The sequence below is a fragment of the Thiocystis minor genome (assembly GCF_016653465.1).
GTDB lineage: Bacteria > Pseudomonadota > Gammaproteobacteria > Chromatiales > Chromatiaceae > Chromatium > Chromatium minus.
This window is the reverse complement of sequence record NZ_NHSQ01000090.1, coordinates 1-21,082: the sequence shown is the minus strand read 5'-3', so window position 1 is coordinate 21,082 and position 21,082 is coordinate 1. Positions and strand designations below refer to the sequence as shown.

Below are 21,082 nucleotides of genomic sequence, written 5' to 3'. Positions count from 1 at the left end.
CTCCTCTCGGCTATCTCTATATTGGTTAAACGCGCCGGAACCTTAGCACGACCGCGGGCCGGTCCTGGCATGGTTCTGCTTATGGATCGAACAATTTTCCAAGGGTTTGCGGCACAATCCGAGTGAGGATTTACGATAAACTCGACTCTGTTTAAACTGCCTCAAGCGCGATGATCGTCGTTGGGCGCGTGACCAAAGCCGATGTGGGCCGTACCGGATGCGGATGAAGATCGGCAGGCTCCTGGGCGCGCATCTCACTCCCAATGTCTTGGTACAAGACCAACAGTCCATGGATTCTCTTGACATGCCTTACTTCGTCTACAAAATTTCCCCACCCCGACAACTCGAACACCTCGCAACGGTCGATCAGTATCAGGACGCGCGTGCGACCGTCCGCGGACGCCGCGAGCAGGAGCCCCGCGAGACGGGAGTTGAGTACCGACTTATTTTCGCGAGACAACAAGGCGAAGCGGAGAAAATCCTCTCGACCCCGCGCGATGAACGCGTGATCGGAGAGGATTGATCGGCGAGGCAGATGAATCCGCCGATCGGGGGTGACGAGCCCTCAGCGAACGGTCATCGCGATGCTGGCGGGCTGTTCGTCGCGGAAATACTGGAGAACCTTGCGTACATAGCCCTGCGTCTCGGCATAGGGAGGGATCTTGCGACCATGTTTCATCACCGCGCCCTCCCCCGCGTTGTAGCCCGCGAGCGCAAGCCGCAAATCCTGATCGAACATATCAAGCAAATCGCGCAGATAGGCTGCTCCACCACGAACATTCTCGACCGGATTGAAACTGTCCGAGACCCCATAACGAGCGGCGGTGCCCGGCATCAATTGCATTAACCCCTGCGCACCCGCTGAAGAGACGGCTGCGGGATTGTAGGAAGATTCCGCGCGGATCACGGCATGCAGAAGCCCCGGAGACAAGCGATAACGACGAGCGTTCGCCAGGATCAGGCTGTGATAGTTGGATCGGCGCTTCGACAGCGACTTGTTTGAAGAGGCTTTCGGAACGAACTGCTGAAAATTGGCGTCAACCTCTTGCTGCTGACTCTTGCTCGCCATTTTTCTCGCTTCACGATGCCATTCCAACCGATATCGGTTGCCCTTAAGAGGCGTGTCGGTGAAATAAACATTGCCGGCGCCATCCACGTATTTGTAGACATCCGCCCAAGCCGGCTCTCCACACAGCGCAGCAACGAGGCCAACCGTCAAAACAGCTCGTATTGCAACAAGCATCAATTACCTCCCAGAAAGGCTGCAACAGCTCCATCATAGTTCAATTCACGCTCCAAGACATCGTTGAAGCGAACGTCTTGCTCGGCCGATTTTTAACTTCCCTGACGCGATGAGATTCGGCCATAAAATCCCTGCTTCCAGGAAAATTCCTTTTTAATTAAGCAAGTTAAAGTCGAATCAAGTAGATCGTGAGCGACTTATTCTTAAATCTTGTACGTTAGTTGCTTATGTTTTTTACCTCATGTAAAACTTTAAGTTTTCTTGAGAAACTGCGCGAAGAAAATTTTTGATTGATTTCTTGATGTGCATGTCTATAATCACATACTTAAAGTCAGTCAACGTCTAGAATGTACCGGGGGGAACATGAATCGACGTTATTTCCTTGGGACATTATTGTCCCTAGCGTCCGCACCCGTCCTTGCGAAAAAAATCTACGAACGACCACGTCAACTTTCATTTCATCATTTGCATACGGAAGAGCGTATCAGCGTGGTCTATCGAATCGGTGACCGCTACCAACGAGGCGCGCTCCAGCAGTTGAACCACTTCTTCCGGGATTTCCGCACCAGCGAGACCGTCGCGATGGATCCCCAGCTCTTCGACCTGCTGTACGATGTCAAAACCCACCTGGGCGATCCCGACGCCCGCTTCGATGTCTTGAGCGCCTACCGTTCTCAAACAACCAACTCGATGCTTCGGCGATCTTCGCGTGGCGTCGCAAAAAACAGCCTGCACCTGACGGGTCAGGCGATCGATGTCCGTTTTCCCGATTTGTCCATCCGCCACATTCGTGACGCAGCGGTCACACTCGGCCAAGGCGGCGTTGGCTATTACCCGCGCTCGAATTTTGTCCATCTGGATACCGGTGAGGTCAGGTGCTGGGGCGCTTGAAGCGACACCGATCCGAGTAGCCGATGTGTCGCTTTGAGTCCTGAGTCGCGTAGGAAACTCGGATCCAAGCCCGAGTTTCCAGCAATCCGCAGAAGCCTCTAATCTCCCTTTTTAGGCGAGGTTATACGTTGATACCGCAAGGCTCAATTGATCCAGATCATGAGATAGGGCAGTCGCGTCCGTTTAACCGAGGATCCGAAAGCTCGCTGCGAGTTCTGCGACGTCGATCTCAGCCACCGCAACCCGCAGACGTTGATTCAGTTCCACCTCGTCGCGGACCCTGACGCGGACCTCCATGGCCAACTCGGGAAGCAGCAGAACCACTTTGCGATCCTCGCGGCCAACCACGACGCCCTCCCCTTTCCAGGTTGGACAATCCCGTAAAAACAACATCTTCCAGTGCTGATTCGAAAGGCGTTCGCCACGCCGAATGGCGATGGATGCGGTATCGGCCTCACCGCTACGCTCCATGATCCGTTGCGCCGACAGCGGTTCGCAACCGTTGAGCCAGGCACGAATCTGCTGATGGACCAGCAAATCCGAATAGCGCCGCAGCGGACTCGTAGCGCGGGTATAGAGCGCCAATCCCAAGCCCGCATGGGGCTCCGGCTCGACCGACAGACGGGTCGGCTTGAAGCAACGTCGCCGCGCGAACATCCCCGCGAGATCTTGCGGCTCATCGGCATTCTCGGGCGGGGGCTGGGTCGCGAACGGGATCGGGATACCCCGGTCGAGACAAAAGCGCGCCGCCGCCTCGCCGGCCATCAGCATCGCATCCATGACCATCGCTCGACTCTTGAGCCTTGGCAGCGGACGAATGATGACCTGCCCGTCAACGACACGAACGCTGACTTCCGGTAGCTCCAGACTGGTCGCGCCCTGCGCCGAGCGGCGATCCCGAAAGCGGTTGGCGATCGTGTGGAGCGCGGCGAATGGCATCGTATCCAGTTGCGTCTCGACCACGTCATAGCTCAACCGCTCGACCCGCACCCAACTCCGACACACCTCGATCTCGTCGATTTCACCGGCATCCCCGCAGCGAAAACCGAAGGACAGCGCTGGCGAGAGCGGCTGGAGACCGAGCCCCAGCCGGTCGGTCACGGCGCTCGGGAGCATGTTGACGACCCGCTCGGGAAGGTAAAGATTCGCCCCGCGCGCGCGCGCCTCACGTTCCAGATCGCTGTCCGGATCGATCAGCGCGGCCACGTCGGCGACATGCACCCAGAGCCGATCGCCATCGAGACTCAGCGCATCGTCCGGATCCTGGTTGCCTTCGTCATCGATGGCATAGGCGGGCAGATGGGTGAGATCGATCCGATCCTCTTCGGGCAACGCCGGGACCGGGAGATCCGGATCCTGTGTGGGGGCGCCGCACCGCACCGGATAGGGATTGTGATTGCGGTCCCAGTAGCCGACCTGCACCAGCGTCCGATGCGCATTGCCCGGCGTCTGTTGATGGCCGAGCGCTTCGAGGATTCGGCTATGCTCCGACTGGCCGAGCGCCAGTCGTTCGACCTCGCCCAGACGATGGGTGTCTTCCGGCGCCGGACAGGCCGCCGCCATGCGCTCCAGAAAGGCTTTCCAGTCGCGCTCGGCGGCTTCGCGGGCGGCGCGCTCGGCCAGGTCACGCTCGACCAGTTCGCGGGGGCGGGCCTGGATCGCGCGCGGCGTCCCGCTGAAGGTCAGACCCTCGGCGACGAGTTGCCAGACGGCCCAGGCGGTGGCGGGCGTAAAGGTGTTGAAGGCCAGTTCGGCCAGATCCTTGAGGGTGGTTTCGCTTCCTTCCAGGAGTTCCCACGCCTCCGTCAGCTCGCCATGCTGCGGCGCCAGCTCGGACAGGCTGCGCAAGGGACCGGGGTGGAGCAGTTCGACATCCTTGGCGCGCACGCGCTTACTGTGCCCGCCATCGAGTTCAATCTCGATCTTCTCGCCAATGCTCACGACCCGCGCCGGGCGGATTTTGTAGAGCACGAGACTGTCAACGGGTGGATTGGCCTGATAAATCGACAAGGCGCGTTTAACCTGTTCCAAAAACCTAATCAACATTGATTAGGCGGATTGATCCTCGCTTGGTTGACGCGGCGAGCCGCCCAACTCAAGCCCTTGACGCTCAGTCGCGCCGGACTAGCAAAAATCAGTTGTCAATGAGTGGCTTCAACTTTTTCGATGATCAAGACGCATCCTGTTGACAGGATGGATTCTGTGCTTCCGCTCGCACCTCGGCCCGGAAACAGTGCACCAGCCGCGAGTCGCTCAGGCGTGTCCGGGCGGGGTAGGCTTGGGCGCACTCCGCGAGGGCCTCTGGGCAACGGGGATGAAAATAACACCCTGAGGGAGGATGCGCCGGCGACGGCATGTCGCCTTCCAGCCGAATGACCTGACGCCGTTGCGCCGGGTCGATCACGGGGACCGCCGAGAGCAGCGCGCGGGTATAGGGATGACGGGGGTCGTCCAGAATCTCGTCGACCCGCCCCTGTTCGACCACCCGCCCAAGGTACATGACCGCGACCTCATGGGCCAGATAGGCGACGACCGACAGGTTGTGGGTGATGAAGAGATAGGCGAGTCCGAGTCGGTCCTGAAGATCCTTGAGCAGATTCAGGATCTGCGCCTGAACCGAGACATCCAGGGCGCTGGTGGGTTCGTCGCAGACGATGATCCGCGGCTCTACCGCCAGTGCGCGGGCGATACAGATCCGTTGGCGCTGCCCGCCGGAGAATTCGTGCGGATAGCGTTGCGCCGATTCGGGATCCATGCCGACCAGTTCCAGCAATTCGGCCACCCGGCGCATCCGGTTGGCGCGGCGCGGTTCGATCCCCAGGGCCTGCAAGCCCTCGCCGATCACGTCGCCCACCAGCATGCGGGGGTTCATGGCGGCATAGGGATCCTGAAAGATAATCTGCAGATCCTTGCGGAAGGGACGCATCCGGCGATGCCCCAGTCCGACCAGTTCCTGGTCGCGATAGCGGATCGATCCGCCGGTGGGCGGGATCAATTGCAGAATGCCCTTGCCGGCGGTGGTCTTGCCGCAACCGGATTCACCGACGAGGGCGAGGGTTTGGCCCGCGCGCAGCTCCAGCGAGACGCCATCCACGGCCTTGACATGACCGACCACCCGCCGCAGAACGCCGCGCTGGATCGGGAAGTGGACCTTCAAATCCGTCGCGCGCAGGAGCGGCTCATCCCGTGGCGCGCTCGGTTCGACAGCCGCCGCACTCCCTGATTCCGACCACGCATCGCTAACCGCCGACCGCTGACCGCTGTTCCAGAGATGGCAGCGCACGCCCCGCCCCGCGCCGAGATCCAGCCAGCGCGGCGGCTCCTGGCGGCAAATGTCCATGACCGCGGGACAGCGATCGGCGAAGCGGCAGCCCGCAAAGACCGTCTCCAGCGGCGGTACCCGGCCTGGAATCACGGCCAGCCGGCCACTGCGCTTGTCGGCGCTCGGCAGGCTTTCCATCAAGCGGCGGCTGTAGGGATGGGCCGGGGCAGCGAAAAAATCCGCCACTGTCGCGGTTTCGACGAGCTGGCCGGCATACATCACCGCCAGACGCTCGGCGGTTTCGGCCACCACGCCAAGATCGTGGGTAATCAGCAGCACGGCCATGCCGGTCTCGCGCTGAAGATCCTTCAGCAGGCGCAGCACCTGTGCCTGGATGGTGACATCCAGCGCCGTAGTCGGCTCGTCGGCGATCAGGAGTCGCGGATCGCCGGCGAGCGCCATGGCGATCATGATGCGCTGTTTCATGCCGCCGGAAAGCTGATGGGGGTACTCGCCAACCCGTTGCTCGGGGTCCGGAATACCCACCGCCCGCAACAATTCGACGACCCGCGCCGGCACCTGAGCGCGCGAGCGACCTTCATGGACCCGCACCGCCTCGGCGATCTGATCGCCGACCGTCAGCACCGGATTCAGCGAGGTTTGCGGCTCCTGAAAGATCATCGCCATCTGACCGCCACGGATGCGGCGCATCTCGGTCTCGGTCAGACGCGGCAGATCGATCCCGTTGAGCCGAACCGAGCCCGCGAGGATCCGCCCCGAGGGCGGCAGGAGTCGCATCAGCGACAGCGCGGTCATGGATTTGCCGCAACCCGATTCGCCAAGCAAGGCGAAGGTCTCGCCCGCGCGAATGGTCAGATTCAGTCCATCGACCACCCTCGCCGGGCGCTCGACGGCACCGAGCTGGGTGGTCAGACCTTCGACTTGAAGCAGGGGATCGGTCATATCAGACGCTAAAGCGACCCACCAGGGTATGGAGACTGTCCGCGAGGTCGGTTAGCTCGCGACTGGTCTGATGCGTGATCTGCGCGCGTTCGGCGGTTTTTTCACTCAGATCGTCGATGCTGACGATTTGTTGACTGAGCACCTCGGCAACCCTGGCCTGCTCGTCGGCCACGGCGGCTATCTCTTTACTCATTGCATTGATGGTGTGCACTGCCTGCAGAATGGCCTCAAGAGCGGCGCTGGCCTTCTCGGATTGAGCGACGCTGGCGCCGGCCTGGGACTGGCTGAGTTCCATGGCATCAATCGCGTTTCTGGTTCCGTTAGTCACCTGATCAACGATGTCGCGCACTTCGAGCGTGGATTCCTGGGTGCGGACGGCAAGCGAGCGAACCTCGTCGGCGACGACAGCGAATCCCCGACCATGCTCTCCCGCCCGCGCCGCCTCGATCGCGGCGTTCAGCGCAAGCAGGTTGGTCTGATTGGAAATGGCGACGATGACGTCGAGAACAGCGCCAATCCGCGTGCTCGCCTCCTCCAGTCGGGCGATCACGGCCGAAGCGGCTTGCACCTCGCTGGAGAGCGACTGAATATCCGCCACCGCCCCGGCGACAATCGTTTTGCCGTCGTTCGCTTTGTCCTCCCCGACCCTGGCCGCCGCGGCAGCCTGCAGGGTGCTGTGGGCGACCTGTTTGATCGTGGAAAGCAGCTGATCGACGCCCGTGGTGACCTGGCTGGTATGCGCGTGGGCCGTGTTCATGTCATCAACCAGGATGGTCGCCGACTCCCGCAGCGCGGCGGCGACCCGGGACAACTCCAGGATATCCTGGACGATGATCCGGACCATGCCCTGCAGATTCTCCATAAAGGCGTTGACGGCGAGTCGCAGATGGGCAATCTCGTTGTCTTCGGCGATCGGCAGCCGACGGCTCAGGTCGCCCCCGCCAAGGGCGAGCTCGCGAATGAGGGCCGTGGTGTCCTTGAGCGGGCGGATCACCTGTCGCCTGAACATGAAGCGGAACAGCACCGCCAGCAGCAGGAGCATCCCGATGAAGCCGATGCCCAGGATCGCGAGGAAGCGCGCCTGGCCCGTGTTACCCAACTGCTGCGCGTGGGCGATGGCGGTATCGATCCGCTCGGCGGCAACCTCATTGGAGACGAAGAGATTGCGAGGGTCCAGCCCGATCAGGACATGCCCCAGCAGCTTGCCGTGTGACTCGACAGGGTAGCGGGTTTCGATGGCCTCCGTCATCCGGGTCTCGACGTCGACCATCGGCTCGCCCTGTGGGTCCAGATAGACCGCGTAGGCGATATCGGCGTCGGACGATGCCTCCGCCTGGTAGCGGGCGAGCAGATCGAGATCGTAGGTGAGGATGAGATCCGGAGCGGTGCGCGCCATGAACTTGCCGAGCAGTTCGGCCTTTGTGTTCAATGCGCGGCTCTGAAGTGTCTCCGCCTGCTGTCGCTCGACCGTCAGCGCCTCGCGCGCAAGGCTCGTCTGCTGATCGCTCAGGCGGCTGACTTCGACATGCAGGAGAACCATCGCAAGCGCCAGGGCAAGCACGGTGACACCCAGGATCGAGGCCAGAAAGCGGAAGGTCAAACTGCCTGCGTGAAGGATCGTCATCGATGATTTGCCCTGCCGCGCGAAGGTCCGATGGATCCCGTCAGGGACGGAATCCATTCGGAAGAGAGTCAGAGGGCTGGCTCGCCCAGCTTGGCGTCCACGCGCTTCATGATCTCGCGGAGGTTGTCGTAATTGCTGTCGTCGGTTGCGACGAAGCCGGTGACCTTGGGCTTGATCTTTTCGAGCACCGCGGGATCCTTGAGCTCAAGCGTGGCGGTCTTGATCCGCTCGAAAAGCGCGGGATCCATGTCCTTGTGAGCGAGGATCATGAAGTCCCAGACCGGCTCCGATTTTTGGACCAGCTTGACTTTGTCGGCCACCTTTTTGTAGAGACTCTCCTGCATCCCGCCGGCGTCGAAGTGTCCAAGACTGACGGCGTTCGCCACGGCGTCGTGCTTATCGATGAATTCGAAGCCGGCGAGTTCATCCATCACGCCGGCCTGAATCAGCATGTCGGCGGGGAGATAGCAGGCAAGGGTCGAGAGACGCGAACCGAAGGCGAAACGCTTGCCCTTGAGATCGGCCAGCGAGTTGATGCCGTCGTTACCGATGGCGGCAACGATGACCGCGCTGTAGTAGGGTTTGCCGTCGGTTTCCAGGGTGCCGATGAGCTTGAAATTGTCCTTGCCGGAGGGGCTGGTCTGCGTGGCGAAGACGTAAGGCGAGGGGCCGAGAAGCCCGAAGTCGTAATGTCCGGATTGGAACTTGGCGATGGCATCCGCGTAGTCCTTGCCAATCTCGAATTTGATCGGTTGTCCCAGGGTCTTTTCGTAGTAGTCGATCAGGCCCTTGTACTGTTCGAGCAGCTTGGTCGGCTTGGTCAATGGGAGGGTACCAAAGACGAGGGTATCCTGGTCGCCCGCGGGCTCCGCCGCCGAAGCGGCCAGGGTCGTGAAGAGTCCAAAGGCCAAGCCCAGGATGATCGGCAGGCGGATGAGTTGTCTCGGGATCGTGCGGAATCTCGGATTCATTGAATCACTCCGTGCTCGTGAGTGAGAAGGTTGCGGATCCTTCGCGTGATGGAGCGGGTGCAGCGCATTGTCGACTGCCGCATCCCCCAGCGAAGTGTATGTGAATCCCATGACGAAGGCTATGGACACGAAGCCGCTCGGCCATCTGCCGACTTGAAGCAGTGGATGGATCATCTCAGCGGACGTAGCGAATCGAGTGACGAGAGCTAACCGCCAGGGGCCGCAAGAGACAAGGTCGGGCGTTACCTTCGATCAATATCGACCTGCTGTGTAGCCTCCGGATGCAACGCCAAAGCAGGATCATCGCCAACGGTGGAGCGAGCGTCGTCGTAGAATCTAGCGTCCAGGGCGAACGGTGGTATAGGCTTGCGCCATCCAGGCCACAGGGAGACTACCGCCGATGTTTTCAGACGAGCATCAGGATTCCAGATCGAACGCCATCGTGCCGCGTCCTGGCACGGACCCCGCCGAAACCGGGCGGCGCGTCAATCCGGTCATCGCCCGCATGGCCCGCGATGTGCTGGCGCGGGCCGAATCGCAGGGACTCAGCGCGGCGCGGTATCGCATCGAGGAATATCTGCTGCGCGAGCCGGATTATCGGCAGATTCTGGATTGGGCGGCGGCTCTGGGGAGGGCGCCGGAATGGGTGTTGAAGCAGTTGGCGGATTCCAGGTTGGAGCCTGCAGTTTGGGATTTCTTTGATCCTATCACCCTGGTGATCGAAGACGGCACTATCCGCAGCCTTACATGGGACTTCGAGCGCCTGCCCCTTGTGCCGAGGCATTGGCAGGAAGGCCTGCTGATCCGCTCGCTTGGATTGACAGGCACTCGGTCCGATTCCAGGCAGACACTGCGACCTGATCTGGCCTGGCTTCAGATCCTCGTCTGTCGTAATTTTGAGATAACAAACATTGATCTCTCTCGAACGCCTGAACTGATCAAACTGGATTGCGGTGACAACCAACTCACCGCGCTGGATCTCTCGCCGGGGCAGGCGCTGACCAAACTTGATTGCGGTCACAAGCAATTCACCACGCTGGATCTCTCGTCAGTGCCGGGGCTGACCACGCTCAACTGCGAGGGCAATCAACTCACCGCGCTGGATCTCTCGCCAGTGCCGGGGCTGACCACGCTCTTTTGCTGGCGCAATCAACTCACCATGCTGGATCTTTCGCCAGTACCGGGGCTGACCACGCTCGGCTGCGGGGGCAATCAACTCACCGCGCTGGATCTTTCGCCAGTGCCGGGGCTGACCACGCTCGGCTGCGGGGGCAATCAACTCACCGCGCTGGATCTCTCGCCTGTGCCGGGGCTGACTACGCTCTTTTGCTGGCGCAATCAACTCGCCGCGCTGGATCTCTCGCCTGTGCCGGGGCTGACCAGGCTCGAATGCGATCAGTCTGTCCGCCTCCTCAATACCCCTGCCAATCTCAAGGTCCAGAGGCGATAACCCATGCCCCACACCCACTGGCTCCTCCTCGACACCGAAACCACCGGCCTCAAGGAACCAATCTACGTGGTCGAACTGGCCGCACAGCGGATGCGCGGCTGGGAGCCGGAAGGTCCGCCCTTCGTGCGTCTGCTCGATCATGGGGTCGCGATCCCGCCCGAGACGGCGCGGGTCAATGGCAATACCCGCGAGATCCTGGAGCGCAACGGCGAGCCGCCGCTGGCAGTCTATGACGCCTTCGCGGACTATGCGGGCGAACGCCCGCTGGTGACCTACAATCTGAGCTACGATCTCGATCAGGTGTTGCGCCCGGAATGGCAGCGTCTGGGGCGTGCGCCCATCGGACGGGCCGGGTTCTGCGCCCTGCGTCTGGCGCAACGGCTGCTCGATCCGATCCCGGCGGGCAACTGCAAGCTCCAGACCCTGCGCCAGTATTACCGTCTGCCCGCGCACAGTGCTCATACCGCGCTGGGCGATGTCGAAACCGTGGTCGATCTGCTGCGGCAGGTCTTATTCCCACTGGCCGAGGCGCGCGGCCTGGCGAGTTGGGATGCATGGCGCGTCTATGCCGCCGAGACCTGGTTTCCGTCCCGTTTCGCCTTTGGCAAGTACAAGGGCCGTCCCTTCCTGGACGCGCGCCATGACACGGCGCTGCGCGCCTGGCTGGAATGGCTCGCCGGGTCCAGCAATCCGCGCAGCGCCGAGATGGGCCGCTGGTATCTGGAACGGCTCGCGGTCGACGCCGGGCGCGAGTCAGCCGACGCGCCCACCCTGGTCATCGCGACCGCGACAGGGGATAGCGAGGGTCTGGTGCTGTACCGCGACCCCGAACGCGCGACGCTGAACCGACTGATCGAGGCTGCGCGCACCCGGCTGGCGGATCTGGAGGCGGAGTCCGCGCGCGAGCATCAGGCGGTGGCCGTGATCCAGTCGCGGCTGTTTTCGCTCCTGCGTCCGCACTACGAACGACGCGACCGGTTGCGGCTGGCGATCAACTACCGGCGCCGCTATCTCGACCTCCTGCTGGTCGAGGGCGAGGAGGCCGCCGAGGCGCTCGGGTCGGACTATGAACGGGCGCGCGCCGAGACCGAGCGCGACTATGCCGAGGCCGCCGCCGAAGCCAGCGCGCGGCGCGAACTGAGCGAGGCCGACGCGCACGAACTCAAGACGCTGTTTCGCTCACTGGTGCGGCTCTATCATCCCGACCGCTACACTCACGACCCCGAACGGCAGGCGATCCACGAGCGCCTGATGCAGATGATCAATCAGGCCCACGATCAGGGCGACATCGCGCGGCTGCGCGAGATCGCCCACGACCCCAACGCTTTCCTCGCCCGTCAGGGTCTGGGCGGTCTGGACTTCGCCGACGACGCGGATCTGACCAAGCTCCGGCAGCTCTATGAGAGCCTCCAGGTGCGTCTCCTCGCCACGCTGGAGGAACTGGCGCAACTACGCGAGAGCAGCGACCATGAACTCCATCGACTCAGCCAGGAGCGCCCGGAGCTGCTGGAGACCATCGCCGAACAGCAGGCCGAGGCGATTCGCGCCGAGATCGTGGCACTGGAGGACGAGGCCCGCCGACTGGCCGGGGAGATCGAGGGTCTGACGGATGCACCGGCGCTCGGCGCGGAATGAGAGGAGGCCGCGATGCGAGTGGAACTGACTTCCTCTGCGCGAGTCCGTTCCTAGGGATTGGGTAGAAATCCCTGCCGGGAGCATGCTGCGCTTACGCCAGCCGATGCAGACCCTGCCGGAACACACGCGCATTCTTCACCGCAAGTCGCGTGTCGGCTGCCAGCCAGGACGCGACCTGTGTGCTGGAAGTTCGTCGTCTCGACCCAACAGCGATCCAAACCGTCGCCCCCGCCCGCTTCGCGATCACCCGCGTTCATAGAGTATGGCGCCCTGGTGTCTTAGGGTCGTCCTTCCAACGATGACCGCCGCGTTCGTTTCCAGCTCGCGAGCCATGGCGGTCGCGGTGGTGCTCCGATGATTCGGTGTCGCCGAACTGGCGCTCTTCGGATCAACCCAACTCGAAGCTGGTGATGCCATAGGTGCACTCAGAGGCCAGCGCAGGAGCGGGGCCGGCGTACATGCGGGCCGTCTCGAACGTGGGCCGCAGGCCGTGGCGCTCGGCGAGGGCGATGGCAGCGGGATTGGATGCGGGCGTGTCGAGGAACACCGGGTCGCTGGCCGGCAACCGAGCGCATAGCGCACCGAAAAGGGTCTCGGCGGCGTCCGGCGTGTCCGCGAAGAGCGGGCCGACCTTATAGCCCTCGCGGCAGGCGCGCCGCACGCCATAGCCGAGGAGACGGTCGCCGTGCAGCAGGCCGAGCGCCAGGGTCTGGGGTTGCGCGATCCAGCGTTGCAGGAAGGCGTGACGCTCGGTCGGGAAGAAGGCGCGGTCATAGGCGGCCAGCGACGCGAAGGACCAGGCGGTCAGCGGGATCGTGCGCGTCCCGTCGGCAGGCTCGGGAGCCGGATCGGGCTGGCCCTGCCCCTGGTAGCGGACATGCCGATCGGCGAGTTGGAAGCCGCTGCGACGGTAGTTGTCCTGTTGCGCCAGAACGCCATCGAGACCGATGGTGCGGCCCGCCAGACGCGCCATGGCGGCCTGCCAGATGGCCCAGCCATACCCCTGTCCGCGCCGATCCGGACGGACCAGATAGAAGCCCAGGAAGCCGAACGTCTTCCCATAGCGAACCGCCGAGATCATGGCGACCGGCACGTCTTCAAGAAAACCGATCAGGAAACCCTCGGGGTCGGCGGCCAGGAAGGGCGCGGCATCGTACAGCCCAGGGTTCCAGCCTTCGGCAGCGGCCCAATCGAGCGCGAGACCGATCTCGTCAGGGGTCATGGTGCGAATCGTCAAGGACACTTGGACAGCTCTCCTGTGTTGATGGTCGCGCTCCGATTCCGACGCTAGCGCATGGGTTAGTCCGCACCCTTCGCCTTCCGCTCGAACACCTGCACCGCCGCTTGCTCCAGTACCACCACAGCCCCGGCATCCGAACCCGCCTGGGCACCGAGTTTGCCGGTCAGCGAGGCGATCCAGGACGGCCAATCGCACGCGGCCTGTTCCAGCTTCTTCCAGACCTTTGGCGGCAGGGTGGCGACCACCAGCGCCGTGTCCGTCTGAATGCCGATCTTCATGCCGGCCTTGACCGGGAGGGGCTGAGGCAGTTCGGTAAACTTCACGGTGAGTTCGAGGCGACCGGTCACGATGTTCTCCGGGGTCAGTGGGGCGTCGAGGGGAAGGCGGGCGGGAATTGGGCGATCAGTCGCTGTCTCATTCCAGGGACTCGCAGTCGCTCACGTCGAGCCAGCGCCACGTATCCACGTCCCGCACCTGGAGATGCGCGATCCGCGGAGCGCAACCGCTGCCCTTCGAGACGATCCGAAACACCCCGACGGAGAACGTTGGAGGGTAATCCGCACTGGCCAACTCCTCAGGCTGAAGACCGCGCCAACCAGGTCAACAGGGCCGCGAACAGCGCTTCCGGATCGATCGGCTTGGCGATGAAATCGTTCATTCCCGCCGCGAAACAGCGCGCTTTATCGTCGGCAAAGGCATTGGCGGTCAAGGCCAGGATGGGCACCAGGGAACGGTCAGGCATCTGCCGGATGCGCCGGGTGGCCTCTAATCCATCGAGGTTCGGCATCTGCATGTCCATCAGGATCAGGTCATACTCGTGGCGGCAGGCCAGCTCAACGGCTTGCGCCCCATCCTCGGCCATCTCGACGATCATCCCCAGATCGTCCAGCAGCATTTTGGCTACCTCGCGATTGATCGGTTCATCCTCGACCAACAAGATCCGTCGGCCCGAATAGTCCCGCAGGAGGATGGCTTCGGCGGCATCCGTGAGCGCGGGGACGGCGGTGGTCGCGCACGGGTCTTTGTTGAGTCGTGCCGTGAACCAAAAGGTACTTCCCACGCCCGGCGTACTCTCCACGCCGACCTCTCCGCCCATCAACTGCGCGAGTTTTTTCGTGATGGCCAACCCTAACCCGGTGCCGCCATAGTGGCGACTGATCGAATTGTCGGCCTGCTCGAAGTTGGAAAATAACTTGGGCAGGATGGCCGGGGCGATCCCAATGCCGGTGTCCTGCACCTCAAATCGGACCAACACGCGGTCGCTCAGGTCCACGTCAACCCGCGTGCGCAGGGTGACGGTCCCCGTCTCGGTGAACTTGATCGCATTGGTGGCGTAGTTCAGCAAGGCTTGCTGGAGTCGGGTGGGGTCGCCGCGCAGTGAAGACGGGAGCGGTTGGGTGTCGATGACCAAGGCGAGCCCTTTCGCGCGCGCGCCTTCGCAGAGGATCGAGGCGACATTCGCGATGAGGGTTGGTACATTGACCTCGACCTCCTCAAGGGCGAACTGACCGGCCTCGATTTTGGAGAGATCCAGCACGGCATTGATGATCTCCAACAGGTGGCGTCCCGCCGTCTCGATCGTGCCGAGTCGTTGGGCTTGTTGGGCGGTGACACCGGCGCGCTTGAGCAGATACGTCATTCCCGTGATCGCATTCAACGGGGTGCGAATTTCATGGCTCATGTTCGCGAGGAAGGCGCTCTTGGCGACATTGGCCGTTTCAGCGGCGTCCTTGGCGAGGATGAGTTCGCGGGTCCGCGCCTCGACCAGTTGTTCCAGATGCTGACGGTAACGATCCAGTTCCTCGGCGGCCGCTTTCTGCTCGGTGATGTCGACACAGAACCCGATATAGCCAAGAAAGTCGCCCTGGCTGTCGTAGCGCGGATTGCCATCATCGCGCAGCCAGCGATAGGTGCCGTCGGCATGGCGCAAGCGATAGTTCATGCTAAAGGGTTGGCGTTGGTCGAACGCGGTGACATAGGTCTGCAAACACCGGTCGAAATCCTCGGGATGCACGCCTTCCGTCCAACCATTGCCGACTTCCTGCGCGAGCGCGCGTCCGGTAAACCGCAACCAAGGTTCATTGAAGTAGTCGCACAGCTTGTCTTGTCCGGAGGTCCATATCAGCGTTTCGCCGCCATTGGCCAGGGTGCGGAAATGCTGTTCGCTCTCGCGCAGCGATTCCTCCGCAAACAGCCGCTCCAATTCGCCCGCCGCCCGGATCGCCACCTGCTTTAAGATCGCTTCCGCCTGCGGGCGGTGGTTCAAGGGTTCCCGTCCAATGACGGCAATCAGACCGATCGGCTGGCCGGTATGGCTCCAGAGCGTCGTCCCGAGATAGCTCTCGGCGCGCAGCTCTTGGAGCACCGGATCCAGCGGGAAGCGCTGACAGACGCTGGCCGGAAAGCAACAGATCTGCTGCCCAACGACCTCGCCGCAGGGCGTGTCCCGCAAGGCATAGGTGACGTTATCCTCGAAGTGTCCATCGCACCAGATGGCCAGGGTACGGGCGTTCAAGCCATCCCCTTCGAGACGATCGATGCACACGTAAAACACGTCCAGACGCTCGGCCAGGAAACGCGCTAACGCCTGGAAAAAGGACGCATCCGTCGCCTTGCTACTGGTCTGCGCTAAAAAAGTCTGGATCTCCTCGGTCTGCTTGCGTTCGGTCATCTCGAAAAAGATCACGACGATCTGCTCGATTTGACCCTGCTCCCCCAGGATGGGATGCGCTTGACACTGCACCCAGGTCGGTCTTTTGCGGTCGGACCTGAGAATCCCCAAGATCACCTGGTGCGTCGCGACGCCGGACGCGGCGACGCGATGCACCGGATACTCCGCCACCGGCATCCGGGTTCCGTCTTCGCGGATGAAACACCACGCCGGATCCATGGCCGTGACGCCACGCAGCTGTGCGCTCGTCAGCCCCAGGAGCTGCGAGGCCATCGGATTGGAGAACAGGATGCCGGTGTCGGGGCCGTGCACCACCACGCCGGCGAAGAGGTTGTCAAACAGGACGCGGCAATGGCGTTCACTGTCGCGTAACGCGGCCTCGACTTGGGTGCGGTTGACGTAGGTCACGACGCCGTTCAGATCCGTGATGGTGACATGATCCTGGATCTGATCGAGCGCCAGCGCCTGGAGGCGGAGCTGAACCTCATCCTGCTGACGCTGGGTGATGTCATCGAAAATGACGACGAAGTGGTCGGGTTGCGGACAAAAGACTTGAATCGAAAACCGCTTGTTGAGGGCGTTGATCGCGAGTTCGACGCGTTCCGGGTCGCCACCCGCCGCCACCCGCCCATAGATCTCGAACAACTGGGGATCGGCCTCGCGGATCCCGGGAATCACGTCCGTGATCCGCTGGCCGCAGACCGGTCCCAGCCCGGTTTGCGCGTGGAAGGCCGGATTCGTATAGAGATGGATGTAGTCGCAGGGAATCCCCTCCTCGAACAACATCCGACACACCGCCAGGCCGTTGGGCATGAGTTCCAACACCTTGCTGGACAGGTCGCTGGCCATTATCGCCTCGCCATGCGCCAGAGCCGACAAGCCTTGCCCCGCACGGATGCTCTTGGGGTCAGTCGTTGACATGCGCCGCCTCCCGAAGGCGTGTTCTGCGTTGGACTGGCGGGCCGTGATGAACGACCGCCCTCTCGACACCGCCCATCATACGCTGAAGATCAGACGGTCATGGGAAGGAGGCTCGTTACACATCGGCAGCCCCCGACCTTCACGGCAGGGGGGCTCCCATTTTGCTTGGGTGCCGGCGGTCAAGAACGACGGGCGATTCGGGCGCTGGGGGTTCGTCGAGATCAAAGACCCGCACGACACCATGAAGGCGATCCTCGTCCAATAGGGTATAGACTTCGCGGCCTTGAGCATCGTTTGGTCCAACTGCTGGCGATCCCTGCGTAGCCCGGGCTTCCAGCCCTGGAATATCAGGCCAAGATGGCCTGGCTACGCAGGTCTGGAGCGGCAGTTCCGGCTGGTTTCGGAAACCGACAGGTGATAAGGCACCAGGGAGACAGGCCCCATGGGTGAGATCGCATGAGTTACACGCTGCTGAAAACGCTCCACCTCCTCGGCGTCGTGCTGCTGGTCGGCAACGTCATCGTGACGCTGGTCTGGAAGCTGGCCGCCGACCGCAGCGGCGACCCGCGCGTGGTCGCCTTCGGCCAGCGGTTGGTGACGCTGACGGACTGGTGGTTCACGGTTGGCGGGGTCGTGCTGATCCTGCTCGGCGGCTATGGGGCGGCCCTGGTCGCGGGGCTCGACCTCTTGGCGGTACGCTGGCTGCTTTGGGGGCAGGTGCTCTTTGGGCTCTCGGGCCTGCTCTGGGTCGGGATCCTGATCCCGGCCCAGATCCGCCAAGCACGCCAGGCGCGCGACTTCGCCGCCGGCGGCGAGATTCCGGCGAGCTACTGGCGCGACGCGCGGCGCTGGACTGGGTGGGGGATTCTGGCCATCGTGCCGCTGCTGGGCGCGCTTTGGCTGATGATCGCGAAACCGATCGCGCCGCCGGCAGCGCATCGGACGCCCGGCCCTGATCCCCTCTTGAGAATTCCTTGACGCCCTTCATCGTCACCGTCTTCGTGCTGGTCTACCTGGGGATGCTGCTCGGGGGACTGCCCTGGCTCCAACTCGACCGCACCGGCGTGGTGCTGCTCGGGGCCATCGCCCTCGTGGCCACCGAGGCGGTCCCGCTCGATCAGGTGTGGCAAGCGGTGCATCTGCCGACGCTCGCCCTCCTGTTTGCCTTCATGGTGATCTCGGCACAACTGCGCCTGAGCGGTTTCTACGACTGGACGATCAGGCGCCTGGACCGTCCGGCGCTGTCGCCGCCGGCACTCCTGGGGGCCGTGATCGCGGTCGCCGCCCTCCTGTCGGCGATCTTCAGCAACGACATCGTGTGTCTGGTCATCGCGCCGGTGCTCGCCCAGGTGTGCCAGCGGCGCCGACTCGATCCGATCCCGTTTCTGCTGGCGCTCGCCTGCGCCGCCAATCTCGGTTCGGCGGCAACCCTCATCGGCAATCCGCAAAACATGCTGATCGGCGAGACGCTCCGGTTGGGCTTCGCCGACTATCTGGCCACGGCCGCGCTCCCGGTGATTCTGGGGCTGGTGGCGATCTGGGGCATCATCGCCTGGAGCGGTCGCGACCACTGGCAGCGCGCCGCCGGGCCGAGCGAACCGTGCGAATGCCAGCGCATCGAAGATCGGGGGATTGCCTTCGACCGCTGGCAGACGTTCAAGGGGCTGACGGTCGCCGGCGTCCTCTTCGCCGCGTTTCTCTGGGCACCCTGGCCACGGGATCTGCTGGCGCTCGCCGGGGCCGGGCTGCTGCTGACGAGCCGTCGGTTGCACTCCCGACACATGCTGGGCCTGGTCGATTGGCAACTGTTGATCCTGTTCGTCGGTCTGTTCATCGTCAATCATGCGCTTCAGCAGACGGGACTGCCGGCGCGGGCGGTCAGTGACCTGGCACAGGCCGGGCTGGATCTGCAGGCACCTCTCCCGCTCTTTGCCGCCAGTGTGCTGCTCAGTAATCTGGTCTCCAATGTCCCGGCGGTCATGCTGCTGTTGCCGGTGGCGACGCATCCGCTCAGCGGTCCGCTGTTGGCGCTCTCCAGTACCTTGGCGGGGAATCTGTTGCTGATCGGCAGCATCGCCAACCTCATCGTGGCGCAGGCCGCCGCGCAGCACGCCATCCGCCTGGATTGGCGCACCCATGCCCGCGTCGGCATCCCGGTCACGCTGGTGACCCTGGGGATTGCGGCCCTGGCGCTCTGGGTTCAGCAAATGCGCTAACCCATCTTTAACATAACCCCATTGATAAACACCCCCAGATGGCATCTAACCATCTGATCTTTATGTACACGCCGGCCGAAAATCGCAATGTAGTGCCAAGTTATTCAATAGTGGAAGAGTAAAACCGGTGCCGGGTGTCGTAGAGTACCGGGATGTACATTCGTCGCACCCACACCACGAACAGCGCCACCGGGGAGCGCTACACCACCCACCGCCTGGTGCAGTCCGAACGCGTGGGCGGTCGGGTGCGGCAGGTCACCCTGCTGAACTTGGGCCGCCAGTTCGCGCTGTCCCAGGAGGAGTGGCCGGCACTCTGTGCGCGGCTGGATGAGTTACGCAGCGGCCAGGGCGTCTTACTGGCCGGCGCCGGACCCGTCGAACGGGAGGCGCAGCGGCTGTTCGCCCGGTTGTTGGCGCGCCAGGGCGAGGCCCCGCCGACCGGCGGCCCTGCGGGCGGCGATGTCCAGGCGGTCGATGTCGACTCGCTGGAGTTGAGCCGCCCGCGCAGCGTGGGCGTGGAGTCGGTGGCGCTGTGGGCGATGGCCGAGGTGCGGTTTGTTGAACTGCTTCAGGACTTGGGGCTGAGCGGCCCGCAACGGGCGCTGATCGTCGGGGCGGTGGTTGGGCGCATGGCCGCGCCGGGCTCGGAACGGGCGACGCACCGCTGGCTGGGTGAGCGCAGTGCGCTGGGGGAATGGCTGGAGGTCGACTTCGAGACCCTCCCCTTGGCACCGTTCTACCGGGCGGCGGACTTGCTGATGCGGCACCGGGCGGTGATCGAACAAACGGTCTTTACGCGCGTCAGTGACCTGTTCGGGCTGGACTGGACGGTCACCCTCGATGATCTGACCAACACTTTTTTCGAGGGGGCGGCGGCGGCCAACCCCAAGGCGCAGCGCGGACACTCCAAGGAGAAGCGTAGCGACTGCCCGCTGGTGACGTTGGGGCTGGTGCTGGATGGCAGTGGCTTTGTACGCCGCTCCCAAACCTTCGATGGCGCGGTGAGCGAGGGCACGACCCTGGACGGCATGCTGCGGGGATTGGGGGCGCCGCGCGGCGCCTTGGTGGTGATGGACGCCGGGATCGCGACCGCAGAGAACATGCTCTGGCTGCGCACCCAGGGCTATCGCTACCTGGTGGTCAGCCGCGAGCGCCAGCGCCAGTTCGATGCCACCGCGGCCACGTCGCTGACGACCGCCAGTGGTGAGGCGCTGGCCATCCAACGGGTGCTTGACGCCGACGGTGAGGAGGTGCGGCTGTATTGCTTTTCCGAATGCCGGGCCGGCAAGGAGAAGGGGATCTCCGAGCGTTTCACCCAGCGTTTCGAGGCCGCCTTGCAGGCCCTGCATGACGGCTTGGCGCGGCCACGCACCACCAAGGCGATCGACAAGCTCTGGGAACGCATCGGGCGCCTGAAGGCCAAGAGCCACGGGGTCGGACAGCACTACCGCATTGAGATCGATGCGGACGCCACGGGCAAGACGGCCCAGGCGATCCGCTGGGAACGCCAGCCGGTCGCCGGGACCATGCTGACCCACCCCGGGGTCTACTGCCTGCGCACCAATGAATTGACCTGGGACGCCGAACAACTGTGGCGGACCTACACCATGCTCACCGACCTGGAGGCCGTGTTCCGCTCCCTGAAATCCGAATTGGGTTTGCGCCCGATCGATCACCGCACCGAGGCGCGGGTCGACGGCCACCTGTTCATCTCGGTGCTGGCCTATCAGTTCGTGCAACTGATCCGTCGCCGCTTGCGCGCGCACGGCATCCGCGAGCGCTGGTCGACCCTGCGCGATCGCCTCGCCGGCCAGTGCCGGGTGACCGCCACCTTCCGCCGGGCGGACGGGCGCACCCTGCATGTGCGCAAGGCGACCCGCGCCGAGCCGGCGCAGCTGGCGATCATCCAGGCGCTGGGCAGCGATCCCAGCCCGGGAGGGATACAGAAAATGATTGTCTGAATCGTCCGGTTTCACAAAATTTCACGAATGTAGT

15 protein-coding genes are annotated in these 21,082 nt (G+C 63.2%); 7 read left to right on the top strand and 8 right to left on the bottom strand.

Features of this window, described 5'->3' with window-relative positions:
• Nucleotides 1–223 precede the first annotated feature (223 nt).
• Nucleotides 224–523 carry a hypothetical protein gene (locus CCR95_RS12915; RefSeq protein ID WP_338115395.1) on the top strand — a complete coding sequence of 100 codons (300 nt, stop codon included), beginning with the start codon at nt 224–226 and terminating at the stop codon, nt 521–523.
• Nucleotides 524–565: 42 nt separating this feature from the next.
• Here CCR95_RS12915 and CCR95_RS12910 read toward each other — a convergent pair whose 3' ends face one another.
• Nucleotides 566–1,243 (bottom strand): lytic transglycosylase domain-containing protein, encoded by a 678-nt coding sequence (locus CCR95_RS12910; RefSeq protein WP_201094952.1) that lies wholly within the window; start codon nt 1,241–1,243, stop codon nt 566–568.
• A gap of 363 nt (nt 1,244–1,606) precedes the next feature.
• Here CCR95_RS12910 and mepK point away from each other — a divergent pair, with 363 nt between their 5' ends.
• Nucleotides 1,607–2,134: a peptidoglycan L,D-endopeptidase MepK gene (gene mepK, locus CCR95_RS12905; protein WP_201094950.1), complete on the top strand. Its 528-nt coding sequence runs from the start codon at nt 1,607–1,609 to the stop codon at nt 2,132–2,134.
• Between the two features lie 183 nt (nt 2,135–2,317).
• Here the strand turns inward: mepK and CCR95_RS12900 are convergent, their stop codons facing one another.
• The 4 genes from CCR95_RS12900 to phnD form a co-directional block, all read right to left on the bottom strand.
• A complete protein-coding gene (locus CCR95_RS12900) occupies nt 2,318–4,180 on the bottom strand; it encodes an RNB domain-containing ribonuclease (RefSeq protein WP_201094948.1) in 1,863 nt (620 codons plus the stop codon).
• 124 nt (nt 4,181–4,304) lie between these two features.
• Nucleotides 4,305–6,359, bottom strand: a complete 2,055-nt coding sequence (locus CCR95_RS12895; protein WP_201094946.1) for an ABC transporter ATP-binding protein — start codon at nt 6,357–6,359, stop codon at nt 4,305–4,307.
• 1 nt (nt 6,360) lies between these two features.
• Nucleotides 6,361–7,983, bottom strand: a complete 1,623-nt coding sequence (locus CCR95_RS12890; RefSeq protein WP_201094945.1) for a methyl-accepting chemotaxis protein — start codon at nt 7,981–7,983, stop codon at nt 6,361–6,363.
• 68 nt (nt 7,984–8,051) lie between these two features.
• Nucleotides 8,052–8,954, bottom strand: a complete 903-nt coding sequence (gene phnD, locus CCR95_RS12885; RefSeq protein WP_201094944.1) for a phosphate/phosphite/phosphonate ABC transporter substrate-binding protein — start codon at nt 8,952–8,954, stop codon at nt 8,052–8,054.
• A 400-nt stretch (nt 8,955–9,354) separates the two neighbouring features.
• Between phnD and CCR95_RS12880 the strand changes: the two genes are divergently transcribed.
• Together CCR95_RS12880 and CCR95_RS12875 are read left to right on the top strand one after the other, a co-directional pair.
• Nucleotides 9,355–10,404 (top strand): leucine-rich repeat domain-containing protein, encoded by a 1,050-nt coding sequence (locus tag CCR95_RS12880; RefSeq protein ID WP_201094940.1) that lies wholly within the window; start codon nt 9,355–9,357, stop codon nt 10,402–10,404.
• Nucleotides 10,405–10,407: 3 nt separating this feature from the next.
• A complete protein-coding gene (locus CCR95_RS12875) occupies nt 10,408–12,039 on the top strand; it encodes a 3'-5' exonuclease (RefSeq protein WP_201094938.1) in 1,632 nt (543 codons plus the stop codon).
• A 388-nt stretch (nt 12,040–12,427) separates the two neighbouring features.
• On the opposite strand, the gene CCR95_RS12870 is transcribed toward CCR95_RS12875, so the two are convergent.
• From CCR95_RS12870 to CCR95_RS12860, 3 genes are all read right to left on the bottom strand, one after another.
• Nucleotides 12,428–13,282, bottom strand: a complete 855-nt coding sequence (locus CCR95_RS12870) for a GNAT family N-acetyltransferase (RefSeq protein WP_201094937.1) — start codon at nt 13,280–13,282, stop codon at nt 12,428–12,430.
• A 56-nt stretch (nt 13,283–13,338) separates the two neighbouring features.
• Nucleotides 13,339–13,626 (bottom strand): hypothetical protein, encoded by a 288-nt coding sequence (locus CCR95_RS12865; protein ID WP_201094935.1) that lies wholly within the window; start codon nt 13,624–13,626, stop codon nt 13,339–13,341.
• Between the two features lie 227 nt (nt 13,627–13,853).
• Nucleotides 13,854–16,871: a PAS domain-containing hybrid sensor histidine kinase/response regulator gene (locus CCR95_RS12860; RefSeq protein ID WP_201094932.1), complete on the bottom strand. Its 3,018-nt coding sequence runs from the start codon at nt 16,869–16,871 to the stop codon at nt 13,854–13,856.
• Nucleotides 16,872–17,327: 456 nt separating this feature from the next.
• On the opposite strand from CCR95_RS12860, the gene CCR95_RS12855 reads away from it, so the two are divergent.
• The 3 genes from CCR95_RS12855 (at nt 17,328) to CCR95_RS12845 (ending at nt 21,048) form a co-directional block, all read left to right on the top strand.
• Nucleotides 17,328–17,849, top strand: a complete 522-nt coding sequence (locus tag CCR95_RS12855) for a DUF2269 family protein (RefSeq protein WP_201094930.1) — start codon at nt 17,328–17,330, stop codon at nt 17,847–17,849.
• On the top strand, nt 17,846–19,087 hold the full coding sequence (locus CCR95_RS12850) for an anion transporter (protein ID WP_201094928.1): 1,242 nt from the start codon (nt 17,846–17,848) through the stop codon (nt 19,085–19,087). The genes CCR95_RS12855 and CCR95_RS12850 overlap by 4 nt, the downstream gene beginning before the upstream one ends.
• A gap of 152 nt (nt 19,088–19,239) precedes the next feature.
• Nucleotides 19,240–21,048, top strand: coding sequence for an IS1634 family transposase (locus tag CCR95_RS12845; RefSeq protein ID WP_201094926.1), 1,809 nt, complete (start codon nt 19,240–19,242; stop codon nt 21,046–21,048).
• The last annotated feature ends 34 nt before the right edge of the window (nt 21,049–21,082 follow it).

Excerpts from the sequence above, each read along its gene's own strand:
- CCR95_RS12915 (WP_338115395.1), top strand. The coding sequence starts at position 224 with ATGAAGATCGGCAGGCTCCTGGGCGCGCATCTCACTCCCAATGTCTTG.
- CCR95_RS12910 (WP_201094952.1), bottom strand. The coding sequence starts at position 1,243 with ATGCTTGTTGCAATACGAGCTGTTTTGACGGTTGGCCTCGTTGCTGCG.
- mepK (WP_201094950.1), top strand. The coding sequence starts at position 1,607 with ATGAATCGACGTTATTTCCTTGGGACATTATTGTCCCTAGCGTCCGCA.
- CCR95_RS12900 (WP_201094948.1), bottom strand. The coding sequence starts at position 4,180 with ATGTTGATTAGGTTTTTGGAACAGGTTAAACGCGCCTTGTCGATTTAT.
- CCR95_RS12895 (WP_201094946.1), bottom strand. The coding sequence starts at position 6,359 with ATGACCGATCCCCTGCTTCAAGTCGAAGGTCTGACCACCCAGCTCGGT.
- CCR95_RS12890 (WP_201094945.1), bottom strand. The coding sequence starts at position 7,983 with ATGACGATCCTTCACGCAGGCAGTTTGACCTTCCGCTTTCTGGCCTCG.
- phnD (WP_201094944.1), bottom strand. The coding sequence starts at position 8,954 with ATGAATCCGAGATTCCGCACGATCCCGAGACAACTCATCCGCCTGCCG.
- CCR95_RS12880 (WP_201094940.1), top strand. The coding sequence starts at position 9,355 with ATGTTTTCAGACGAGCATCAGGATTCCAGATCGAACGCCATCGTGCCG.
- CCR95_RS12875 (WP_201094938.1), top strand. The coding sequence starts at position 10,408 with ATGCCCCACACCCACTGGCTCCTCCTCGACACCGAAACCACCGGCCTC.
- CCR95_RS12860 (WP_201094932.1), bottom strand. The coding sequence starts at position 16,871 with ATGTCAACGACTGACCCCAAGAGCATCCGTGCGGGGCAAGGCTTGTCG.
- CCR95_RS12855 (WP_201094930.1), top strand. The coding sequence starts at position 17,328 with ATGAGTTACACGCTGCTGAAAACGCTCCACCTCCTCGGCGTCGTGCTG.
- CCR95_RS12845 (WP_201094926.1), top strand. The coding sequence starts at position 19,240 with ATGTACATTCGTCGCACCCACACCACGAACAGCGCCACCGGGGAGCGC.